At 43.3% G+C, this 20530-nt stretch carries 19 protein-coding genes; 12 read left to right on the top strand and 7 right to left on the bottom strand.

Features of this window, described 5'->3' with window-relative positions; genetic code table 11:
• The first annotated feature begins 70 nt into the window (after positions 1 to 70).
• Positions 71 to 766: a P-loop NTPase family protein gene (locus ABEW32_RS07270; RefSeq protein ID WP_430186090.1), complete on the top strand. Its 696-nt coding sequence runs from the start codon at positions 71 to 73 to the stop codon at positions 764 to 766.
• 320 nt (positions 767 to 1086) lie between these two features.
• Entirely contained in the window at positions 1087 to 2832 is a 1746-nt protein-coding gene (locus ABEW32_RS07265) for a proline--tRNA ligase (protein WP_430186088.1), read from the top strand.
• Here ABEW32_RS07265 and ABEW32_RS07260 read toward each other — a convergent pair.
• Positions 2829 to 3575 carry a spermidine synthase gene (locus tag ABEW32_RS07260; protein WP_430186086.1) on the bottom strand — a complete coding sequence of 249 codons (747 nt, stop codon included), beginning with the start codon at positions 3573 to 3575 and terminating at the stop codon, positions 2829 to 2831. The two genes, ABEW32_RS07265 and ABEW32_RS07260, sit on opposite strands and share 4 nt — an antisense overlap.
• A gap of 45 nt (positions 3576 to 3620) precedes the next feature.
• Positions 3621 to 4544: an alkaline phosphatase family protein gene (locus tag ABEW32_RS07255; protein ID WP_430186188.1), complete on the bottom strand. Its 924-nt coding sequence runs from the start codon at positions 4542 to 4544 to the stop codon at positions 3621 to 3623.
• Between the two features lie 201 nt (positions 4545 to 4745).
• Between ABEW32_RS07255 and ABEW32_RS07250 the strand changes: the two genes are divergently transcribed.
• Together ABEW32_RS07250 and ABEW32_RS07245 are read left to right on the top strand one after the other, a co-directional pair.
• Complete coding sequence (locus tag ABEW32_RS07250; RefSeq protein WP_430186084.1) at positions 4746 to 5414, top strand: response regulator transcription factor; 669 nt, start codon at positions 4746 to 4748, stop codon at positions 5412 to 5414.
• Complete coding sequence (locus ABEW32_RS07245; protein ID WP_430186082.1) at positions 5414 to 6820, top strand: HAMP domain-containing sensor histidine kinase; 1407 nt, start codon at positions 5414 to 5416, stop codon at positions 6818 to 6820. The genes ABEW32_RS07250 and ABEW32_RS07245 overlap by 1 nt, the downstream gene beginning before the upstream one ends.
• Before the next feature lie 63 nt (positions 6821 to 6883).
• On the opposite strand, the gene ABEW32_RS07240 is transcribed toward ABEW32_RS07245, so the two are convergent.
• A complete protein-coding gene (locus tag ABEW32_RS07240) occupies positions 6884 to 7495 on the bottom strand; it encodes an undecaprenyl-diphosphatase (protein WP_430186080.1) in 612 nt (203 codons plus the stop codon).
• Positions 7496 to 7712: 217 nt separating this feature from the next.
• Here ABEW32_RS07240 and ABEW32_RS07235 point away from each other — a divergent pair, with 217 nt between their 5' ends.
• Positions 7713 to 8432 (top strand): YebC/PmpR family DNA-binding transcriptional regulator, encoded by a 720-nt coding sequence (locus tag ABEW32_RS07235; RefSeq protein ID WP_430186078.1) that lies wholly within the window; start codon positions 7713 to 7715, stop codon positions 8430 to 8432.
• Between the two features lie 229 nt (positions 8433 to 8661).
• Here the strand turns inward: ABEW32_RS07235 and ABEW32_RS07230 are convergent, their stop codons facing one another.
• The 4 genes from ABEW32_RS07230 to ABEW32_RS07215 all read right to left on the bottom strand — a co-directional run bounded on the left by ABEW32_RS07230 (position 8662) and on the right by ABEW32_RS07215 (position 11699).
• On the bottom strand, positions 8662 to 9417 hold the full coding sequence (locus ABEW32_RS07230; RefSeq protein WP_430186076.1) for a COG4705 family protein: 756 nt from the start codon (positions 9415 to 9417) through the stop codon (positions 8662 to 8664).
• Between the two features lie 173 nt (positions 9418 to 9590).
• On the bottom strand, positions 9591 to 10778 hold the full coding sequence (locus ABEW32_RS07225) for an oxalate decarboxylase family bicupin (RefSeq protein WP_430186074.1): 1188 nt from the start codon (positions 10776 to 10778) through the stop codon (positions 9591 to 9593).
• Positions 10779 to 10867: 89 nt separating this feature from the next.
• Positions 10868 to 11347: a Cys-tRNA(Pro) deacylase gene (ybaK, locus tag ABEW32_RS07220; protein ID WP_430186072.1), complete on the bottom strand. Its 480-nt coding sequence runs from the start codon at positions 11345 to 11347 to the stop codon at positions 10868 to 10870.
• A 16-nt stretch (positions 11348 to 11363) separates the two neighbouring features.
• Positions 11364 to 11699, bottom strand: a complete 336-nt coding sequence (locus ABEW32_RS07215) for a ribosomal protein L7/L12 (RefSeq protein WP_430186070.1) — start codon at positions 11697 to 11699, stop codon at positions 11364 to 11366.
• Positions 11700 to 12073: 374 nt separating this feature from the next.
• Between ABEW32_RS07215 and ABEW32_RS07210 the strand changes: the two genes are divergently transcribed.
• The 7 genes from ABEW32_RS07210 (at position 12074) to ABEW32_RS07180 (ending at position 20438) form a co-directional block, all read left to right on the top strand.
• On the top strand, positions 12074 to 12925 hold the full coding sequence (locus ABEW32_RS07210; RefSeq protein ID WP_430186068.1) for an ROK family protein: 852 nt from the start codon (positions 12074 to 12076) through the stop codon (positions 12923 to 12925).
• A 259-nt stretch (positions 12926 to 13184) separates the two neighbouring features.
• Positions 13185 to 14600, top strand: coding sequence for a glycoside hydrolase family 1 protein (locus ABEW32_RS07205; RefSeq protein WP_019687166.1), 1416 nt, complete (start codon positions 13185 to 13187; stop codon positions 14598 to 14600).
• Positions 14601 to 14756: 156 nt separating this feature from the next.
• Positions 14757 to 15344: a sugar O-acetyltransferase gene (locus tag ABEW32_RS07200; protein WP_430186066.1), complete on the top strand. Its 588-nt coding sequence runs from the start codon at positions 14757 to 14759 to the stop codon at positions 15342 to 15344.
• A gap of 166 nt (positions 15345 to 15510) precedes the next feature.
• Positions 15511 to 16062: a phosphodiesterase gene (gene yfcE, locus ABEW32_RS07195; protein ID WP_430186064.1), complete on the top strand. Its 552-nt coding sequence runs from the start codon at positions 15511 to 15513 to the stop codon at positions 16060 to 16062.
• Between the two features lie 117 nt (positions 16063 to 16179).
• Positions 16180 to 17211, top strand: a complete 1032-nt coding sequence (locus tag ABEW32_RS07190; protein ID WP_430186062.1) for an agmatine deiminase family protein — start codon at positions 16180 to 16182, stop codon at positions 17209 to 17211.
• Positions 17212 to 17239: 28 nt separating this feature from the next.
• Positions 17240 to 18115, top strand: a complete 876-nt coding sequence (aguB, locus tag ABEW32_RS07185) for an N-carbamoylputrescine amidase (protein ID WP_430186060.1) — start codon at positions 17240 to 17242, stop codon at positions 18113 to 18115.
• Between the two features lie 301 nt (positions 18116 to 18416).
• Positions 18417 to 20438 carry an oxidoreductase gene (locus ABEW32_RS07180; protein WP_430186058.1) on the top strand — a complete coding sequence of 674 codons (2022 nt, stop codon included), beginning with the start codon at positions 18417 to 18419 and terminating at the stop codon, positions 20436 to 20438.
• The last annotated feature ends 92 nt before the right edge of the window (positions 20439 to 20530 follow it).

Below are 20530 nucleotides of genomic sequence, written 5' to 3'. Positions count from 1 at the left end.
AACAGCGTGTATTTGGAGCTTCACGGCTAATAGTCTCAATTATTGAATTATTAAAGGAGCAGATTGTCTGATGGACAGTGTGAAATACGCTATCGTTTTTCTACCGCTGTTCCTTCTTTATTTGCTTTTAAAGGGAGGAGCTATGGCAGTAGGGGGGCTATATCGACTAACCTATTCCATATTGACCTTACATGCGGGACAGAGTGATCAGCTTCTAGCTGTTCAACATGCTAAGCGTATTATTGTAATCGGCTCACCGGGGAGCGGAAAGACATTTTTGGCCAAGCGTCTGTCGTTGTGGACTCATTTGCCATATATCTCGTTGGATGATTTGTATTGGGGGCCGGAGTGGCAGCAGAGTACAGACCAGCAATTTCACAAACAGCTGGGGGAAGTCCTCCAAAGGGAGGAATGGATTATCGAAGGCAATTATCATGAGCGTTATTTTACAGAGCGACTTCAGCGTTCCGACACAATCATCGTGATGGATGTCAGCACGATCGAGGCAATATCAGGTGTTATCACACGTTCGCTTAACCGTTTTTTATTTTCCAAGGAGTTACCCATAGGATTAGAGCGGGAAGCTGTTCGTATTTGGGACATTTCACCTCGGTTTATCCGCTTTGTTCTCGGTTTTCGAAGGCGTGTCCGCCCTAAAATCTGGCCGCTCATTTTGCAATATGGGGATAAACGAAATTTAATTATCTTAAAATCCAAATATCGTTCATATCCCTGGACGAGTCCAGATAGACCATTATCTCCTTGACTCGAAGTTGCGTTTCGTGTAAAGTGGTGAAAATTGTAATATATAGGAATAGTGTAGACCAAGGATCAAAGGTTCAATTACCCGCTGTACAGAGAAGAAACCCATGGGCTGAAAGGTTTCTCGCCGCGAATGAACATTTCCCTGCCTTGCGAGCTGTAGCGGTGCGTAGGATAAGCCGTTACCGGCGGATGCCGTTATCTGAAGAAGGACCGTTCCGTCTATGGTTACGGTCAAAATAAGGGTGGTACCACGACACATTCGTCCCTGACGGATGTGTCTTTTTGCGTACATTTATCTTTCTTATAAGGAGGAAGCGACACATGCGCCAAAGCCAATTATTATTGACAACCTTGCGTGAAGCACCTGCCGAGGCCGAAGTGATTAGCCATCAGCTCATGCTGCGGGCAGGATTTATCCGCCAATTGGCGGCTGGAATGTACACCTATATGCCACTCGGTAGACGAGTGCTCAGAAAAGTGGAACAAATTGTACGTGATGAGATGGATCGTGCAGGGGCAGGAGAGCTACTGATGCCTATGTTGCAGCCAATGGAGCTGTGGCAAGAATCGGGGAGATACGATGTGTATGGTCCTGAGTTGATGCGTCTGCAAGATCGGCATGATCGGGAGTTCGCATTGGGGCCTACACATGAAGAAGTCATTACGTCTTTAATACGAAATGAAGTGAATTCCTATCGAAAATTGCCTGTGACGCTGTATCAAATTCAAACCAAATTTCGGGATGAACGGCGTCCGCGGTTTGGACTGCTTCGCAGCAGAGAATTTTTGATGAAGGATGCCTATTCGTTTGATGCCAATTGGGCAGGCCTGGATCACACGTATTGGACGATGTTTCAGGCCTATCAACGTATTTTCACTCGCTGCAGTTTGGATTTTCGCGCAGTCGAAGCAGATGCAGGCGCTATTGGTGGTGAGGGTGAAACTCATGAATTTATGGCGCTGGCTGAGATTGGAGAGGATACCATTGTGGCATGTTCCTGCTGTGATTATGCTGCCAATCTTGAAAAGGCGGAGCCACGAACGACGGGGAGCATAGGCATATCTTCTGTCTCCGATGAAGATGCACATGACAGCCCTCCTTCAATTGATACAGATAAAATGGAAAAACTGTACACTCCAGGTTTGCGCACCATAGATCAACTCGTTGAAACGCTTCACATAGAGGCGAAGGAAATCATCAAAACACTGATTTATATGGCTGACGATCAGCCGATTGCGGTAGTTGTCAGAGGAGATCATGAGGTCAACGAAGTAAAAGTTAAACAAATTTTAGGTAGTGAAAAATTCGAAATAGAAAGTGCAAATGCCGTCACAAAGGCGACTGGAACCCCACTCGGGTCCATAGGCCCATGCGGCTTGACAATCCCTGTTTGGGTGGATTACGCCGTTGTTCAAATGTCCAGCGGTCTTGCAGGCGCAAACGAGCAGGACTACCATTATCGGCATGTGAATCCAAGGCGTGATCTAGATCTTCGGCATGTGGCAGACTTGCGCAATGTTGTAGAAGGGGATAGATGTCCTAGATGTGACGAAGGGAGGTTGGAACTTCACCGTGGTATTGAGATTGGACACGTATTCAAACTGGGCACCAAGTACAGTGAGAAGCTGGGAGCGACCTTTCTGGATGCGTCCGGAACCGATCAAGCGATGATTATGGGCTGCTATGGTATTGGCATTTCCCGAATCCTGTCCACCATTGTAGAGCAGAACCATGACCAGAACGGAATGATCTGGCCGCATGCGTTGGCCCCGTTTCAGGTTCATATCATTCCGATTTCTGTGAAAGACAGCCTTCAGATGCAAATAGCCGAGGAGCTATACAGCCAACTCCAAGATCGCGGTGTGGAGGTGCTGCTAGATGATCGTGAGGAACGACCAGGAGTAAAATTTAAAGACTCAGATTTAGTAGGTATTCCCGTACGTATCGTCGTGGGTAAAGATGCTGAACACGGAAAAGTAGAATTCGTAGAGCGAAGAAACAGCAACAAAGAGTTGCTTCATTTCCATGACATAGAGAGACGGATACAGAGCCTAATTCAACACTAAGCATCTGTATCCTGCAGAATATGGCCTTCTCTAAGTGCAATCTCACCAAAGTCAGCCATCTGACGTGACTGGAACCGAATAGGCTTGTCTCGACCTATCATTACGATATTTTGGATGTCAGCAATACCTTCCGAGGGTAGGGAGAACGCTGTAACATAGGCGAATTCTTCACGCAGCGTTGTGTGAATGGCATGGATCAGATGATCGTGTTCACTTTTACCCATTACATTCATAATTAGCGAGCCCTCGGCATCCAGCTTTTCCTTAGCCATCTTGAAAAATTCCAAGGACACTAAATGCAAAGGCGTACCCTGCTCCGTGAAGGCGTCCAAAATAATATAGTCATATGCGTCCGGGCTCTCCTTTTCTAGAATGCGGCGTCCATCACCAATAACTACATTGTCCTGGTCGTATCCAAAGAATGTTCGGCTGAATTCTACTACTTGTGCGTCCAGCTCGGCAATTTTAAAACGTTTATCTGCAAAATGACCTGCAATTGTGCCTATACCATGCCCGATAACAAACACGTCTTCAAATAACGGGTCGTTCAGCTCCATCAGATGGATGATAGCTCTGGGGTATTCGAACAGGATACGTTGCGGATCATTCAAGTCCACTGCGCCTTGGACAGCTGCATTTGAAAATTCCATCACCCGAAATAATCCCTTTTCACCGTACAACTCGGTGGTTTCGTATACTGTGATTTCATGATTATGGCTTAACTTTTTGTACAAGACATCCAATTAAATGATCTCCTTCAAGTCATACTTCATCCTCATATTAGACATTTATGAGCCTGATGTCCATATATTAAGCGGCGGGGCCGTTCTGCTCTTGCCGAGCAAATCCAATCCGTATAATTGTTCAATCATGCGCAGCATAGAAAAATGATTGCTTTTCTCATTATAGAGGCCATTTTTCAAACGGGCGCCTATGATTACAGTCGGAATTTTGTTTTTGCTGCTCATATCATCCTCATCCCATGTTAAAACCAAAAGGCTGTTATGCTGCGGTGCCCAACGAGCATAAGAGGATAAGTGGGCCTGTAGCCATTGATCTGCTTCTCGAATCGTGCCGTTGTGCATATCGTGGTTCAGATTGGGAATGACAAAAGAGACCGTCGGCAACTGATTGAAGTTTTGTGGAAAGCTGGTCATAGGCATATTGATTGAAGCAGGCAGATTGTTGAAATTCACCCACGGGTTATGTTTACGCGCATACAGGGTTTTCAAATCATATGGACCGGTAAATCCGGTTCGAGGCAGCCCCTCCGAATAACCCCCAAACGTATATCCACGCTGTATAAGTTGCAAAGCTAGATTGCTGGTGCTCATTTTATTTGGAGTCAAATCATTGTGGACGCCCTGATTAGAACCTGAAAATAGATCCAGGTAGTTCGGTTGACTTGGATGCTCAATTGCATAATGATTCATCAGATTGACACCTTTTTTCATCAAGCTGTTTATAAATGGGGCAGAGGGATTGCCTAAGATTTTTTTCGACGAATGATTTTCTTCTACCACAATGACGATATGGTCAATACGTTGCGGGGACTTAACAGCACTGGGCTGAAATGCTTTAACTTTTACAGAGGAGCCAGCCCAGGCTGTGGATTGAACGGCCTTAGCATCAGAGCGGACAGTAAACCAGCCGACGTGAGACAACATACAGAAAGCTGCCGATAGAGTGAGTGCGGTTATCAGTGTTTTCATTTTCAAGAATCCAACCTTCTTTCATGCTGAATGGCTAACAGAGCCATGTTCATAGAATCATGATCCAGCTTACACAGGACACATTAAAATATCATGAGAAAAATAAATTGAAAGATCATTATTTTTTAATGTACATAGAGTAAACTGATGTGTATATCAAGCGTTTAGAAAAAGACGCTTTTGCGCCTGGAAAGGAAAGCTATGAAAAAGATACTCCTGATTGAGGATGAGAAAAACTTGGCTCGTTTCATTGAGCTTGAACTAAAGCATGAATTTTACGAGGTGACTGTTGAGTACGAGGGGCGGAAAGGGCTGGAGTCTGCGTTAAGCGAGGAATGGGACATCATTCTGCTGGATTTAATGTTGCCAGGCATCAATGGAATTGAAGTGTGCCGGCGGATTCGCAAAACAAAACAAACCCCGATCATTATGCTAACTGCAAGGGACGGTGTGATGGATAAAGTGATGGGATTGGACAGTGGAGCTGATGATTATATCCCAAAGCCTTTTGCCATTGAGGAACTTCTGGCCCGGATGCGTTCTTTGCTCCGGCGCAGTGGATTCGTTGAAGATTCCAAGCAAATTACTTACAACGGGCTGGTGCTGGATAGCGAGGCGCGTATTTTGACAAAGGACCAACAGATTATTGAATTGACGAAGCGTGAATTTGATCTACTATCCATATTGATGCATAACATCGGACGTGTCATGACTCGGGAGAGATTGCTGGAACTTATATGGGGCTACGATTCGGAGGTCGAAACGAATGTCGTCGACGTGTATATTCGTTACTTGCGCAGCAAAATCGACAAGCCTGGAGAACCAAGCTTTATACAGACATTACGCGGATTAGGGTATGTGATTCGATAATGGCAACGCTAAGATCCCTATTTTCCCGGCTACCCATCCGTTGGAAATTGGCAGTATGGTCTTCGTTGCTGTTATGTATTTTGTTTGTTTTGTACAATGGTGTCCAATATTTTACGATTAACCAGTGGATGGTCAGTGAGGGAAAAGTGAGTATCCGCAAAAGCATGAACGAACTTCAAACCCTTTTGCAGGAAAAACACTTGTCTGCTCAGGAAATCGTGAACAGTCGACATTTTGTTGAGAATTTGAATGATCGGCATCAAATGATCCGTATTTTGAATCAGCAAGGAGTTCCACTGCTCAGCGTCAGCAACGAGCTGCCTGAGGGTTGGTTCCTACCGCAAGCAGTACGTAGCACCCAGATTATGACTGCCTGGCATCTGGAGGATCAGGTCTTGATTATGCGAAGCCCATTGAATTCAGATCACTTTACTGGAACCATTGAAATTATAAACAACATGGAGAATATAGACAAGATTAGTGACAAAATAAAAGGTGTGATGATTGCAGGCGGTATAGGAGCGATTATATTAAGCGCTTTGGGAGGGATTTTTCTCTCGCGCCAATTGATGCGGCCCATTCAGTCCATGACGGATACGATGATCAGAATTCGCAAAAAAGGGTTGCATGAGGAACGTGTGCAAGTATCCGATAACAATGACGAGCTGTCGAATCTGGGGAAAGTATTTAATGAGTTGATCGATCAGTTGGAGCGTTCTTTCCTTCAACAAAAACAGTTTGTTGAGGATGCTTCCCATGAATTGCGCACTCCAATTTCGATTATTGAAGGTCACATCTCCTTATTGAACCGTTGGGGCAAGCACGATCCGGCCATATTGGACGAGTCGCTTCGTGTTTCTGTCCAGGAGCTTGAGCGATTGAAGGGTATTGTAAACGATCTTCTGGAGTTGACGCGAGCTGAGTCCCCAAATTTGGAACAGGATGTGCCTGCGATAGATATCAGTCACACCATTCAATATACGCTCACCAATTTTAATATGCTGCATCCTGATATGATATTCCGGTGGGAATCAACGCTCCTCGAACAAGTACAGGTTCATATCACGCCGCAGCATCTGGAACAGTTATTGCTAATCGTGCTGGATAACGCCGTTAAATATTCTGGTTTTTCAAAAGAATTCCTTGTAACCGGAACGCTGGAGCAAAACGAGGTTCATATTCATATCACGGATTACGGAATCGGGATTCCTGCAGAGGACCTGCCTTATTTATTCGACCGGTTTTATCGAGTGGATAAGGCAAGAAGTCGCGAGCAGGGGGGGACAGGCCTGGGCCTTGCAATAGCCAAGCAATTGGTCAAGCGATATAACGGGAATATCAGAGTGGGCAGTGCTGAACATATAGGGACAACCGTAACGCTTTCTTTTCCGGCGTACAGAGTCTGAAATACTGGATAAATCAAAGTAGCCCCATAAACCACAACCATGGCTTATGGGGCATTATCATACTCAAGCATCCTCAGATTGAGGCTCTGTTGATTTGTTCCAAATTTTAAGCTCTACTCTTTCGTACAGCTCTAGGCATAAGTTGACTAGATGCTGAGGACGTTTAAAATGCAGAAGCAGATAGCGGGTACCAACTGCACATAAGGCACCGACCAGCGCACCAGCCGCTACATCTGACGGATAATGGACGCCTGTCCAGATACGGGAAAACCCGATAAGAAGAGCAGCGGCGAGCCAGATCGTTCTAAACCTCTTACTGTACAGCCAGAACGTGACCGCCAGTGCAAAAGCTCCAATAGCGTGGTCGCTCGGAAAGGAGGCATTTGCTGGGTGCTTAATGAGCTGAATAACTGTGTGGGTAACAAATGGACGATCCCGATACATGAGATGTCCGATGATAAAACTGATCCCCATGCCTATACATATGGATATGACCGCCGAGATGATCATTTTCCGGTTAAGCGTATTTCTTGAGAACCAATATAGCAACAAAGCAAGGACAAACACATATTGGGCATCTTCAGCGAAAAAACGCATAAGTCCATTCAGAGCAGAAAAGCTATTTGCTTGTTCATTGATGAGATGGAAAATCTGGTAGTCCAGGTTGGATAACATACAAGGATGCTCCTTTTCTAATGTGATTCGAAAGTAGTATGATCTTAACTCTTCAACATGGGAGCATCTTTAGATGAAGATTAGAATTTCATGAGAAATCGTTTTCTTAATATGACTAGATCGTTTGAACTTGTCCATGTGTCCTTTAGGAGATATAATATACAAGGATATAATGAAGTTCGTTATGTATATTCATATAGGAAGAGAGCGGGATATTATGGGACGTAAGTGGAATAACATTAAAGAAAAGAAGGCATCGAAGGATGCTAATACGAGTCGCATATATGCTAAATTCGGCGTTGAAATTTATGTAGCAGCCAAACAGGGCGAGCCTGATCCAGAATCCAATCGGGTGTTAAGAGTCGTACTGGAACGTGCAAAAACGTACAATGTACCGAAAGCGATCATTGACCGTGCTATTGAAAAAGCAAAAGGTGCTGGCGATGAAAACTACGTAGAGCTTCGTTATGAAGGTTTCGGACCGAACGGTTCCATGGTCATTGTAGATGCACTGACTAATAACGTGAACCGTACAGCATCAGATGTGCGTTCTGCTTTTACTAAAAATGGCGGTAGTCTGGGTGTGAGCGGATCTGTTGCCTACATGTTTGATTCAACAGCAGTTATTGGTCTGGTGGGAAAAACCGCAGATGAAGTGCTGGAGCTGCTGATGGAAGCAGATGTAGAGGTACGTGACATCATTGAAGAAGATGAAGCCGTCATCGTATATGCAGAGCCGGACCAATTCCATGCTGTGCAGGAAGCTTTCAAGCAGGCAGGAGTCACTGAATTTACTGTGGCTGAGCTCACCATGCTTGCCCAAAATGATATTACTCTTCCAGAGGATGCACAGGCTCAATTTGATAAATTGATTGATGCCTTAGAGGATTTGGAGGATGTTCAGCAGGTTTACCACAACGTAGACTCTGGGGAATAGTTTTTGTTATACAGATTATAAAAACATCGTGTTTCGATACGGTGTTTTTTTGTTATACCGTTTTTTCTAGACTGATCCCGATTTCATTCGAGCAGTTTGTGCAGAACCACGTAGGTCTGGAGATAAAGGTACAGCGGCGAGTCTGCCATCGGTGTAAGATTAAAAGATATAGGCAGAGGCCTATATCTTTGTATATAAAGTAGCTATGGAAACGAATCGGTACAAATGATTAATTTGCATTTAACTCAGGTGATTGTTTCATTTTGGAAGTAATGAGCGTAGTGTAGATAATTAAAGCTATAAGAATTATAAACAGTACCAATGAAGATCCCATAGTACCTAAATCCAGTCCTCCCTTTGTGTGTGATTTGGTAAGAAGGTCTCCAAATGTCGCTCCAAAAGGACGCGTTAATACAAATGCTAACCAGAATAAAAATACTCGTGAGACATTTGTAGAGTACGTTAATAATAGGATCAGACCCAGCGAACTCCCTATTAAGACCGCTCCTCCTACAAATCCAAGGCTGGAACTATCCGCCAAAAAATCACCTAAAGCCGTACCTAAAGTGTTTGAGAACAAGATGGCAATCCAATAAATTACTTCTACTTTCCGTGTAGTAATATTATTGACGTTCAATGATCGCTCACTAAAATACCAAAATGAAAAAATGGCTAACAAAATACATACTAAAATGAATGATCCGGTTGCATAACCCAATCCTAAGCTACGATCCATGTAGTCTGACATAGTTGTACCTGCAGTGCTTGTTGTAAGAATAACAGTCCAATAAAGAAATGGATGATACTTCTTAGAAAAAAGTTGAAACATAAGACTGATTAAAAAAATACTAAACAAAATCATGGAACTAATGGCGTACCCTACATTAAGAGTTTGTGACAATAAGTCACCTGCGGTTTCACCCAGTGTGGTAGCGCAAATCTTCATAATCCAAAAAATAGCCGTAACTTGTGCGATTTTTTGCATCTTTATTTCTCACTCCCCGAATTTTTACAGCATTTTGTTTTTTTATAAAATGCCATTTGCGTAACTATATTCGGAGATCATTAAATTTGCATTAGAGAGCAGTAAGAAAAGAATGAGGATAGACTTTTTTCTGAGTGCACGAACAAGGCGTACCTTACTAGATTCTTCTCGGGTCACCCCTTCGGGTAAAAAGAATACCCTGGATACTTGACGACAGGCCATTTTTCTTTCCGTAATTTAGAGGTCACATCAACGCCAACATGCAAATTACTTTGAATCAGTTCTGTAGGCGTAAGAGCCATCCATTGATTTAAGGACACATCTGCAAAACGGTCACTTTTAAACATTTCAAGAAACCACAGTGTGCTGGAACCTGTATTTTGAATGTAATGACCGTAAGCAAAAGGCACATATCCAACATCCCCGGCTCTAAAATCAAATGTACGTGCTGCACCATTGCCACCAAAGACAGTCATCCGTCCTTGCCCGGCAAGGTAGTATTGCCATTCGTCATTATTAGGGTGCCAATGCATTTCTCGCATGGCTCCGGGCTCAATCTCAACAAGGGCAGCTGCGATGGTTTTGGAAATCGGAAAATTGGAGGAGTCCACGATTCGTACACTTCCGCCTGGTGTTTTAATCGGGGGCTGAGCTAGTAATTCATGCTTAAAGGATTGGGGCAACGTCCCATAGGGAGAGGGAACTGCTTGGCTTTGGATTGAACCAGGCACGGAATCCTGATAGATGTACACCTGGTCTTGAGGAATCGCTGCAAAATCAACCTCTGGAATCCCGAAATTTGCGGAAAGTACCTCTTTGGGAGTATGTGCAAACCAATCCGAGATGGATAAGGTGTTCAAATCGGAGAAACTGCCATCATCGAAAACAAGCAAAAATTCACAGCCTTCTTCAAGGGCCTGTATAGAATGGGGAATGCCTGGTGGAAAGTACCAGAGATCACCTGGACCCACGTCAGCAATAAAATTACGTCCGTCTTGATCAACTGCCGTAATGCGAGCACTTCCTAACAGCATATAAGACCATTCTGCCTGCTGATGCCAGTGAAGCTCGCGTACACCACCTGGTGTCAAGCTCATATTTACCCCGGCAAGAGTTGTGGCAATGGGTAATTCCCTTAGTGTAACCTCTCTTGACCATCCACCCTGATTAAGCTGCATGTGGGCGTCTGAGAAAGAAAATCTCATATTCGGTATGAGACCATTGTCCGTTACGGGAGGAACCAGCATATCCGGATTTTGTAAATCCCTCATCACATCACGTGGCCCCTTGTCGATCCCCCCTGCACCATCACTTCTAATAGGCTGGGGGATTCCGACTTTTTTTGAGCAATCATTATGCATTATTTGATCTTCCTCTCCAGATTAAAGCATGTTGAAGCATCGGATTAAGAGAAAATACGCATAAAGATGTTATGATGGTGAGGTGAGTTTTATGCCGTGTGCGTTAGATCTGTAAACTGTGCTTGGATGATTTGAGCCAAATCGTGCGGACTCAGCTCCAGTTGGGTTCCGATTTTCCCAGCACTTACAACGATAGTTTCCAGCTCAATTGCGGGCTGGTCGATATAAGTGGGGTAGAGCTTTTTCATCCCTATGGGGGAGCAGCCACCGCGAATATATCCCGTATGCTTTTGCAACTCCTTAACTGGAAGCATTTCAATTTTCTTTTCTCCCGCAGATTTGGCAGCCTTTTTGAGATCAAGCTCTTTATGTACAGGAATCACAAAAACAAACAGATTTTGTTTGCTATGTGCAACCAAAGTTTTAAAAACGGATTCTGGCGCTCTCTGGATCTTTTCGGCTACGTTCATTCCGTCTATTTTTCCATCTTGGTGGTCATAACTCATGATATTATAGTGGATGTGTTGCCCATCTAATATGCGCATGGCATTTGTTTTACTAACACTCATTCTAATTCTTCCTTTCTTAGCGTTTTTCCAAATGATCTACATAATCTTTTGCATCCTTAAGAGACAGACCCTTAGCGGTTCTTAACTCTTTGATGGCTTTAATCTTATTTCCTTCCCTGATCAGTAGAAGCAGCCTTTCATTGATTTCTTCGAAAGCTTCTGCGTCTGGGATGTGTGGAGCAGGAGGAGCGATTGTACTGGACACCGAGGTTCCCGTCAGTTCTGCACGATTCTCAAGACGCTCTACATCGGATTTCAGGTCATTAAGGCGAGACTGAAGGCTGAAGACCCTGAACAAAAGTATGACGGAGAGGATTAATGCAATGATTGCTACATATTCACTAGCTGTCAATAGAATCTCTCTTTTCTGGTTAGTTTTATTACTAAATTTTTTTCTTATCCTTAGTATACCATGGTGATTGACGGATAGAATTGAGAATCCTATCATTGTGTCTGGATTGTGCAAATTGACTTATTGCAAACAGAGCGTTATATTACAGCTTATTATTAATCTTTTAATAATCACTTCAAAAGGAGTGTATTCAAATACAACCAGTTTCCAATAATACCATTCGGGTCAAACACATTAATGTAGAGCTAGTTAAAAACACACTGAAATCCAAGGAGTATGCAACCAAGTCGTCTATAGCCAGTATTACAGGACTTAGTGTAGCAACCTGCGGAAATATTCTGAATGAGCTTCTTCAAACCGGAGAAGTATTAGAGATGGAATTGGAAGAATCGAACGGCGGACGTCCGGCTAGACGTTACAAATTTAACGCTGATTATTCCTATATAATCTGTTTAACTGTGAAAACGGAAGGCGGAGTACATTCCCTTACCTATGCTGTTGCGAATATGCTAGGAGCAATTATCGTAGAGAACACATCCGTTGTGCCGCATATTGATTATGAAGTAATAGATAACCAAATTGAAGAGCTGATTAACAACTACGAAAACGTCAAAGCCATTGGCATTGGCATCCCTGGGGTTGTTCATCAAGGGATTATCGATGTGTGTGATCTCGAACTGCTCATAGGAGTCCCTGTAGGACCACGTCTGCAAGAAAAATATGGGTTAGAAGTTACCATTGAAAATGATATGCATCTGACCGTCTATGGATTTTATAACATGCAAAACTATGACGAGGATAAAACCTTTGCCATAGTTACGTTCCCCAAGGATAATTATCCGGGAGCAGGGTTTATTGTCGATGGACACTTGTTAAAAGGAAATACCAAGTTTGCCGGGGAAGTTTCCTTTTTGCCCTTGGGCTTGACAAGAGAGGAACAGCTTAAGCAGTTAAATAGCACACATGGATTTGTTCCTCTGGCAATCCAAACGGTAACCTCCATTATTGCGATTATAGACCCTGTGTCGATCGCTTTAACAGGAGAGTTATCTAAGCCAGCATTGCTGGATGATATTTATAATGGCTGTCTAAAGGATGTACCCAAAGAACATATGCCTGAGATTTTTGTGAAAAACGATACGCACGATGAATACATGTATGGGCTGATTTCAGTTACCCTTGAAAGCCTGACGTACAATTTGCAATTGGTGGAAAAAAGAAAATAGGTCCAATCCATAGAAGAATAGCTCATCCAGTTACAATTGGTAATAAACGTATGAGTAGGTAGGCACGTTGTTATAAATACGGAAGTAAGTATTGGAGATAATACGATTATTGACTCTGGAAGTTTTTTAAAATAATACTTGACATGAAACGCGTTACAAACCTTAAGATTCAATTAGAAGTACTTTATAGACATTAGCGTAGAGCTAACGTGTTTATGTCCTAGTTAATGAAAAAAACATCAGCAAAGGCGGAGAAAATATGAGTACACAGTTTCCAAAAGATTTTCTGTGGGGCGGAGCAGTTGCTGCTAATCAGCTCGAAGGTGCTTATCAAGAAGACGGAAAAGGCTGGTCCATTCAGGATGTAACTCCTCGTGGTGGTTGGGGGCCGGTTACGGATGTACCAACTGAAGATAATATGAAATTGATCGGTATTGATTTCTACCATCATTATAAAGAAGATATCAAACTTTTTGCCGAAATGGGCTTCAAAGTATTCCGTACTTCCATTGCATGGTCACGTATTTTCCCTAAAGGTGACGAACTGGAGCCTAATGAAAAAGGCTTGCAATTTTATGATGATTTGTTTGATGAACTTCATAAATATGGCATTGAGCCACTCGTTACATTATCACACTATGAAACACCTTTACATTTGTCCAGAGAATACGATGGTTGGGTAAACCGTAAGCTTGTTGATTTCTATGAGCGCTATGCAACAACTGTATTTAATCGCTACAAAGATAAAGTAAAATACTGGTTGACGTTCAATGAAATCAACTCCATTCTTGAAGCACCATTCATGAGTGGCGGGATTAGCACACCAAAAGATCAACTTAGTGAACAAGATCTTTATCAAGCTATTCACCATGAGCTGGTAGCAAGTGCAAGAGCGGTAAAAATCGGTCATCAGATTAATCCTGATTTCAAAATTGGTTGTATGGTACTGAGTATGCCTACTTATCCGCTAACACCTAATCCAGACGATGTAATTGCAGCAATGGAATTTGATCACAGAAACATGGCATTTGCCGATATTCATGCAAGAGGTCAATATCCAGGTTACATGAAACGTTTCTTCAAAGAAAACGGAATCTCTATTCATTTTGAGCCAGGTGATGCTGAAGATCTGAAGCATACGGTTGATTTTATCTCGTTCAGCTATTACATGAGTACTTGTGAGACTGCAGACGAAGCTAAAAAGGTCAAAGGTGAAGGTAACATCCTCGGTGGGGTTAGCAATCCGCATCTTGAGGCAAGTGAATGGGGCTGGCAAATTGACCCGCAAGGTCTGCGTTATGTGCTGAATACATTCTATGATCGCTTCCAAAAACCACTGTTTATCGTTGAAAATGGTTTGGGCGCTGTGGACGAGCTTATCACCAATGAAAAAGGTGAAAAAACGGTTGAAGATGACTACCGGATCAACTATTTGAATGATCATTTGGTTCAAGTTGGAGAAGCAATTGAAGATGGAGTAGAGGTTCTGGGCTATACTTCATGGGGATGTATCGACCTTGTCAGCGCGTCAACTGCTCAACTTAAAAAACGTTATGGTTACATTTATGTTGACCGTCATGATGATGGCAGCGGTACACTTGAAAGATACCGGAAAAAATCGTTCCACTGGTACAAAGAAGTTATCTCCACGAACGGTGGAAGCTTGAAACGCTAATTTATAAATAAACCAGTAGCTAAATTATAAAAACATCATTATGTTTTTTACGTGGCGACCGCCTCTGTTTTATTATGGGGGAAGCGGTCGCCAATTTTTTTTATGAGCATCATTTACCACAAGAATCTAACTACATAAACGGAGCGTGGATAAGCGATGACAGAAAAAGAAAAATCACAATTAGGACTCCTGTACAATGCTAATTATGATGAAGAGTTGATTGAGGAACGTTTATATGCTAAAGGACTCTGCTGCGAATATAATCAGCTCCATCCTAGAAATATGGAAGAACGAGAAGCACTCATCAAAACTTTACTAGGAAAGACAACGGATAGATTCTTGATTGAGCAACCTTTTGTGTGTGATTATGGGTATAATATTGAAATCGGTGAAAATTTTTATAGTAATCACAATACAGTCATGCTTGACGGGGCAAAAATAGTGTTCGGTGATAATGTTTTTGTTGCTCCTAATTGTGGTTTTTATACTGCGGGCCATCCACTTGATGTGGAGCAACGTAATGAGGGATTGGAAATTGTTTTTCCGATTACTGTCGGCAATAATGTTTGGATTGGTGGGAATGTTTGTGTGCTGGCGGGTGTTACAATAGGCGATGATTCTATTATCGGTGCAGGAAGCGTTGTTACCAAAGACATCCCTTCAGGGGTGATAGCTGCTGGAAACCCTTGCAAGGTAATCCGTAAAATCACTGAGGATGACAAGCACAAGTATAAAAGGAATTAACCATAAAACTACAGCTCATTCGGAGCTGTAGTTTTGCGCCTTAACAGAGAACTACCCAACGAAATGAAACATTTTTGCACAGATTTGTACAGGAAATAGTGTAATAATGAACGTAAGAGGAATATTTCTAAAATATAATGATCTATTCAGGAAGGAAGGAAAAACTATGAAATTGATGTTTATATCAGATATTCACGGTTCACTGTATTGGTTGCAATTGGCACTGGAAAAGTTCAGGGAGGAGAAAGCTGACCGCCTTGTCTTGCTTGGAGATTATATGTACCATGGACCGCGTAATCCGTTACCGAAAGGATATAACCCGGCGGAAGTGGCGGCTATGCTGAACCAATATAAATCCCGCATTGCAGTGTCAGTGCGCGGGAATTGCGATGCAGAAGTAGATCAGATGTTGCTGGAGTTTCCGATGATGGGTGATTATGCTTTGCTGTATCATGAGGGGCGGCGAATCTATGTCACGCACGGACATGGTTTTAGTATCGGAAATTTACCGCCTTTAGAAGCAGGGGACGTGTTCATCCAGGGGCACACTCATATTCCGGTAGCAGAAGTGGAAAATGGGATATTTGTACTGAACCCTGGTTCAATCGCTTTGCCAAAAGAAAACTACCCTTCCTCTTACGCCGTGCTGGAGGGAGCACAATTTACTGTGAAGAATTTTGATGGCAATACAGTGAAAGCAATCACTTTTTCAAAGTAATTTGCTCAAACTTGAATGTGAATTATTAAAACTTTTCCGCTTCGATTGAGACAAAGATCATATTATTGTATGATAGGAGCGGAGTCTACATTTTGAACAGAAAGAGAGTTTCAATACATGCAAATTAAGGATTCAAATTATAAGATGCCGCCTGAATGGGCGCCACATGAGCGTACGTATATTTCCTGGCCAGTACAATCTTCAATGGTTTACCCGGATATGCATGCCGAGGTGTGTAAGGGTTATGGCGAAATTGTAAGTGCCATGGCGGAATTTGAACCAGTTACCGTAGTCGTAAATCCAGATGATCTGGAGAGCGTTAAAGCGCTTGAGCTCGGGGAACGGGTGGAACTGCTGCCGATCGAGCACAGCGATGCATGGTTACGTGATAACGGCCCAACTTTTCTGACGGACGAGCAGGGCCAGTTGGCAGGTATTAACTGGAAGTTTAATGCTTGGGGCGGCAAATATGCTCCTTGGGATCTGGATGACCAGGTTGCGCCGCAAATTCTGGATCAACTTGGTGTTCTACGGTTTGATGCACCTCTGGTGATGGAAGGCGGCTCATTGCACGTAGACGGCGAAGGTACCCTGATTACAACCGAAGAGTGCTTGCTCAATCCCAACCGCAACCCGGAACTAAGCAGAGAAGACATTGAACGGTACGTATGCGAATATACAGGTGCCGAGAAAATTATATGGCTAAAACGTGGACTCAGTGGCGATGAAACAGATGGTCATGTGGACAATATTGCTTGCTTTGCAGCTCCAGGCAAGGTCATTATGCAAGTATGTGATGATCCAGAGGATGAAAATTATGAAATCACGCAGGAAAATCTGCGCATTTTAGAGCAAGCAACGGATGCCAAAGGTCGCAAGCTGGAAGTGATTCAGATTGGTCAGCCGCCGCGTGTGGATTATGAGGACAGCCGACTGACACTGAGCTATATTAACTTCTATTTTGTGAATGGTGGTATTATTTTGCCAGTGTTTGGCGGTACTGCCGCTGACAGCGATCTTGCAGCCCAGCAAGTACTGTCAAAATTATTTCCGAATCGCAAGATTCGTACTGTAGATGGTATGGCAGTCATCCGTGAAGGTGGTAACGTACACTGTACAACCCAGCAGATGCCTGCTGCAAAGCATTGAACGAAACAACATTTAAAGGAGGACTAAAGTGAGAAAAGTAAAAGTGGCGGCTACCCAAATGAGCTGCTCTACCAATATAGAAGAAAATATCAGCAAAGCAGAGAAGCTGGTACGTGAAGCGGCAGCCCAAGGCGCACAAATTATTTTGCTGCAGGAATTGTTCGAGACTCCGTACTTCTGCCAGAAGGAAAAGTCTGATTATTATGTATATGCTACCGAACTGGAGCACAATAAGGCGGTTAACCATTTCAAAAAGATTGCCAAGGAATTACAGGTTGTACTGCCAATCAGTTTTTACGAGAAGAAGAACTACGCTCGTTACAACAGTCTTGCTGTCATTGATGCAGACGGTGAAGTGTTGGGTAAATACCGCAAAAGCCACATCCCGGACGGTCCTGGGTATGAGGAAAAATTTTATTTTAATCCGGGCGATACCGGCTTTAAAGTATGGAATACACGTTATGCCAAAATCGGAGTAGGCGTATGCTGGGATCAATGGTATCCTGAGGCGGCCCGTTGTATGGCGCTTATGGGCGCAGAGATTTTGTTCTATCCGACAGCGATTGGTTCTGAGCCGCAGGATTCTTCCATTGATTCCAAGGACCACTGGCAGACCTGCATGCTGGGCCATGCTGCCTCCAACCTGATTCCGGTCATTGCCTCCAATCGGATTGGAAAGGAAACAGATGAGGAATCCAGTATCAACTTCTATGGCTCATCCTTTATCGCCGGACCTCAGGGGAACAAAATCACAGAAGCGAGTCGTACCGAGGAAGAAGTGCTTACTGCCGAGTTTGATTTGGACGAGCTCGAGGTAGGGCGCATTGAATGGGGTATTTTCCGTGACCGTCGTCCCGAACTATACAAAATGATTGCCACCTATGATGGTGATTTAAAAGTATAATCTGCATACAGATAGGCATATTTCCCTTGCCGTCAAGCCGTGATGGTTCTTTTTTTGAACTCATGCGGCTTTTCGAGCAAGGGATTTTTAGTTTCTAAAATACTTTATCTATAGACTGAAACTATGATTTGGTACATAAAATAGCATTAGAATTTATAGATCAGATGATATAAAATCAAGTCATAAGGAATGATCGTACTCAACAAAACTTCGATATTCTTTAAAGTGAAAAAAATCACATATAAAAATTGATTAATGAAACTTGAAAATGAAATTTGCAAACCTGCAAGGAGGAAAAACTATGAACCACTATCCTGCGATATTTGAACCTCTGACTATACGGCGTATGACCTTGAAAAATCGGATTGTAATGCCCCCGATGGGAACTAACTTTGCTGCCATGGACGGAAGCTTTGTTCAGGATCATATTGACTATTACGTGCAACGGGCTAAAGGGGGTACAGGCCTGATCACAGTAGAAAATGTTTGTCTGGATTTCCCTATGGGTACGAACGGAACAACCCAACTGCGGATGGATAATGATCAGTTTATTCCTGGACTGTTTAGATTAACAGAAGCGCTACACTCTTATGGAGCATGTGTTTCTGTGCAAATTAACCATGCGGGTGCTTCGGCTTATGCGGGACGACTGAACGGAGTTCAGCCCGTATCATCTTCGAATATTCCTTCTAAAAAGGGTGGAGCGATCCCAAGACCTCTACAAAAAGAAGAAATTTATGCCATTGTTCGTAAATACGGAGAAGCAGCAGGAAGAGCGCAACGCGCTGGGTTTGATTGTGTTGAAATTCACGCAGGACATTCCTACTTGCTGAGCCAGTTTCTTTCGCCGGTGTATAATAAACGTACGGATGAATTTGGCGGCAGCGCAGAAAACCGTACCCGTTTTGCCAGATTAGTCATTGATGAAATTCGTTCAGTGGTGGGTCCATTTTTCCCCATTTGCTTACGTTTTAGTGCGGAGGAGTTCACAGAAGGCGGGAACACCTTGGAAGATACAATGGAGTTACTGGAGTATCTCAATGACGAGGTAGATATTTTGAACGTTTCCGCAGCTCTAAATGATTCCATTCAGTATCAGATTGACGGGATGAACCTGCCGGATGGTTGGCGCTCTTATATGGCCAAAGCGGTAAAAGAAAAATTCGGAAAGGTCACGATGACCTCAGGTAATATACGGAGCCCACAGGCTGCACAGGATATTTTGGAAAGAGGCGACGCTGATCTTCTGGCTATGGGTAGAGGTTTGATCGCAGAACCGAACTGGGTGGTCAAAGTGCAAAACGGCTACGAGCATTTACTTAGAAAATGCATCTCCTGCAACATTGGTTGTGCTGATCACCGTATCTCTAAAAGTAAACCGATTTGCTGTACGGTAAATCCGGATTTATTTAAAGAAGCTGAATACCGAAAACAACGTGTTAGAAACAATGTTGAGGTCGTTGTGATCGGTGGTGGCACGGCGGGGATGGAAGCGGCCTGTACGGCGGCTGAGGTAGGCTGCAAAGTAACTCTCTTCGAAGAAAAGTCAGAACTGGGTGGTCTCGCACGTGATATAGCTCGCTTACCAGACAAGACGCGCATCAATGATTTCCCAGATTATCTAATTCAACGCACCAAGCAGTTAACCAATCTGAACATTGTCACAGGCACACGAGCAGATCTGTCGATGATTAGTGCTCTGAATCCTGATATTATTGTCAATGCAACGGGGGCCAAACCACTGCTTCCACCGATTGCAGGTCTGCACGAGCAACTAGGCAAACCGGGTACAAAAGTATTTTCCATCTTTGACCTGTTGAACAATATGGAGAACTTTCAAGAGTTTGAAGGTAAACGTATTGCTGTAGTAGGTGGCGGAGCCGTGGGACTGGATGTTGTAGAATATTATGCAGAACGTGGGGCTAAAGAAGTTTCTATCATTGAGATGATGCCTTTATTGGGCAAGGACCTGGATATGATCACTCGCATTTCAATGATGAAAATGGTGGAAGAACGGGAAGTAAACGTCCATACAGAAACGGCTTTGACGGAAGTGTGCAGCGACCGTTTCAAAGTAAAACGAGGAGAACAGGAGTTTGAGATTCCTTTTGATCTAGGGTTCGTATGCTTGGGTATGCGTTCATACACTCCGCTGATGGATAGCTTGCTCCAATATGGAAAAGAGCATCAAGTGGAAGTTGTAAACATCGGAGACAGCAAACAAGCGCGTCGTATTATTGATGGTACCCGTGAAGGTCGGAATATTCTGAAAACCATTCAACGAGTAGACGAATTTAAAAATGAGTTTTCCTATGCTTACTAAATTGAGGCTATATATGATAGGTACTTATGATAGGCATTTATGGCAATAACTCATTTTATATGCAGGTTGAAAAGACAGTTTGTCTTTTCAGC

Source organism: Paenibacillus jamilae, assembly GCF_050482105.1.
GTDB lineage: Bacteria > Bacillota > Bacilli > Paenibacillales > Paenibacillaceae > Paenibacillus > Paenibacillus jamilae_B.
The sequence above is the reverse complement of the archived record's forward strand: the minus strand, read 5'-3'. Positions and strand labels throughout refer to the sequence as shown.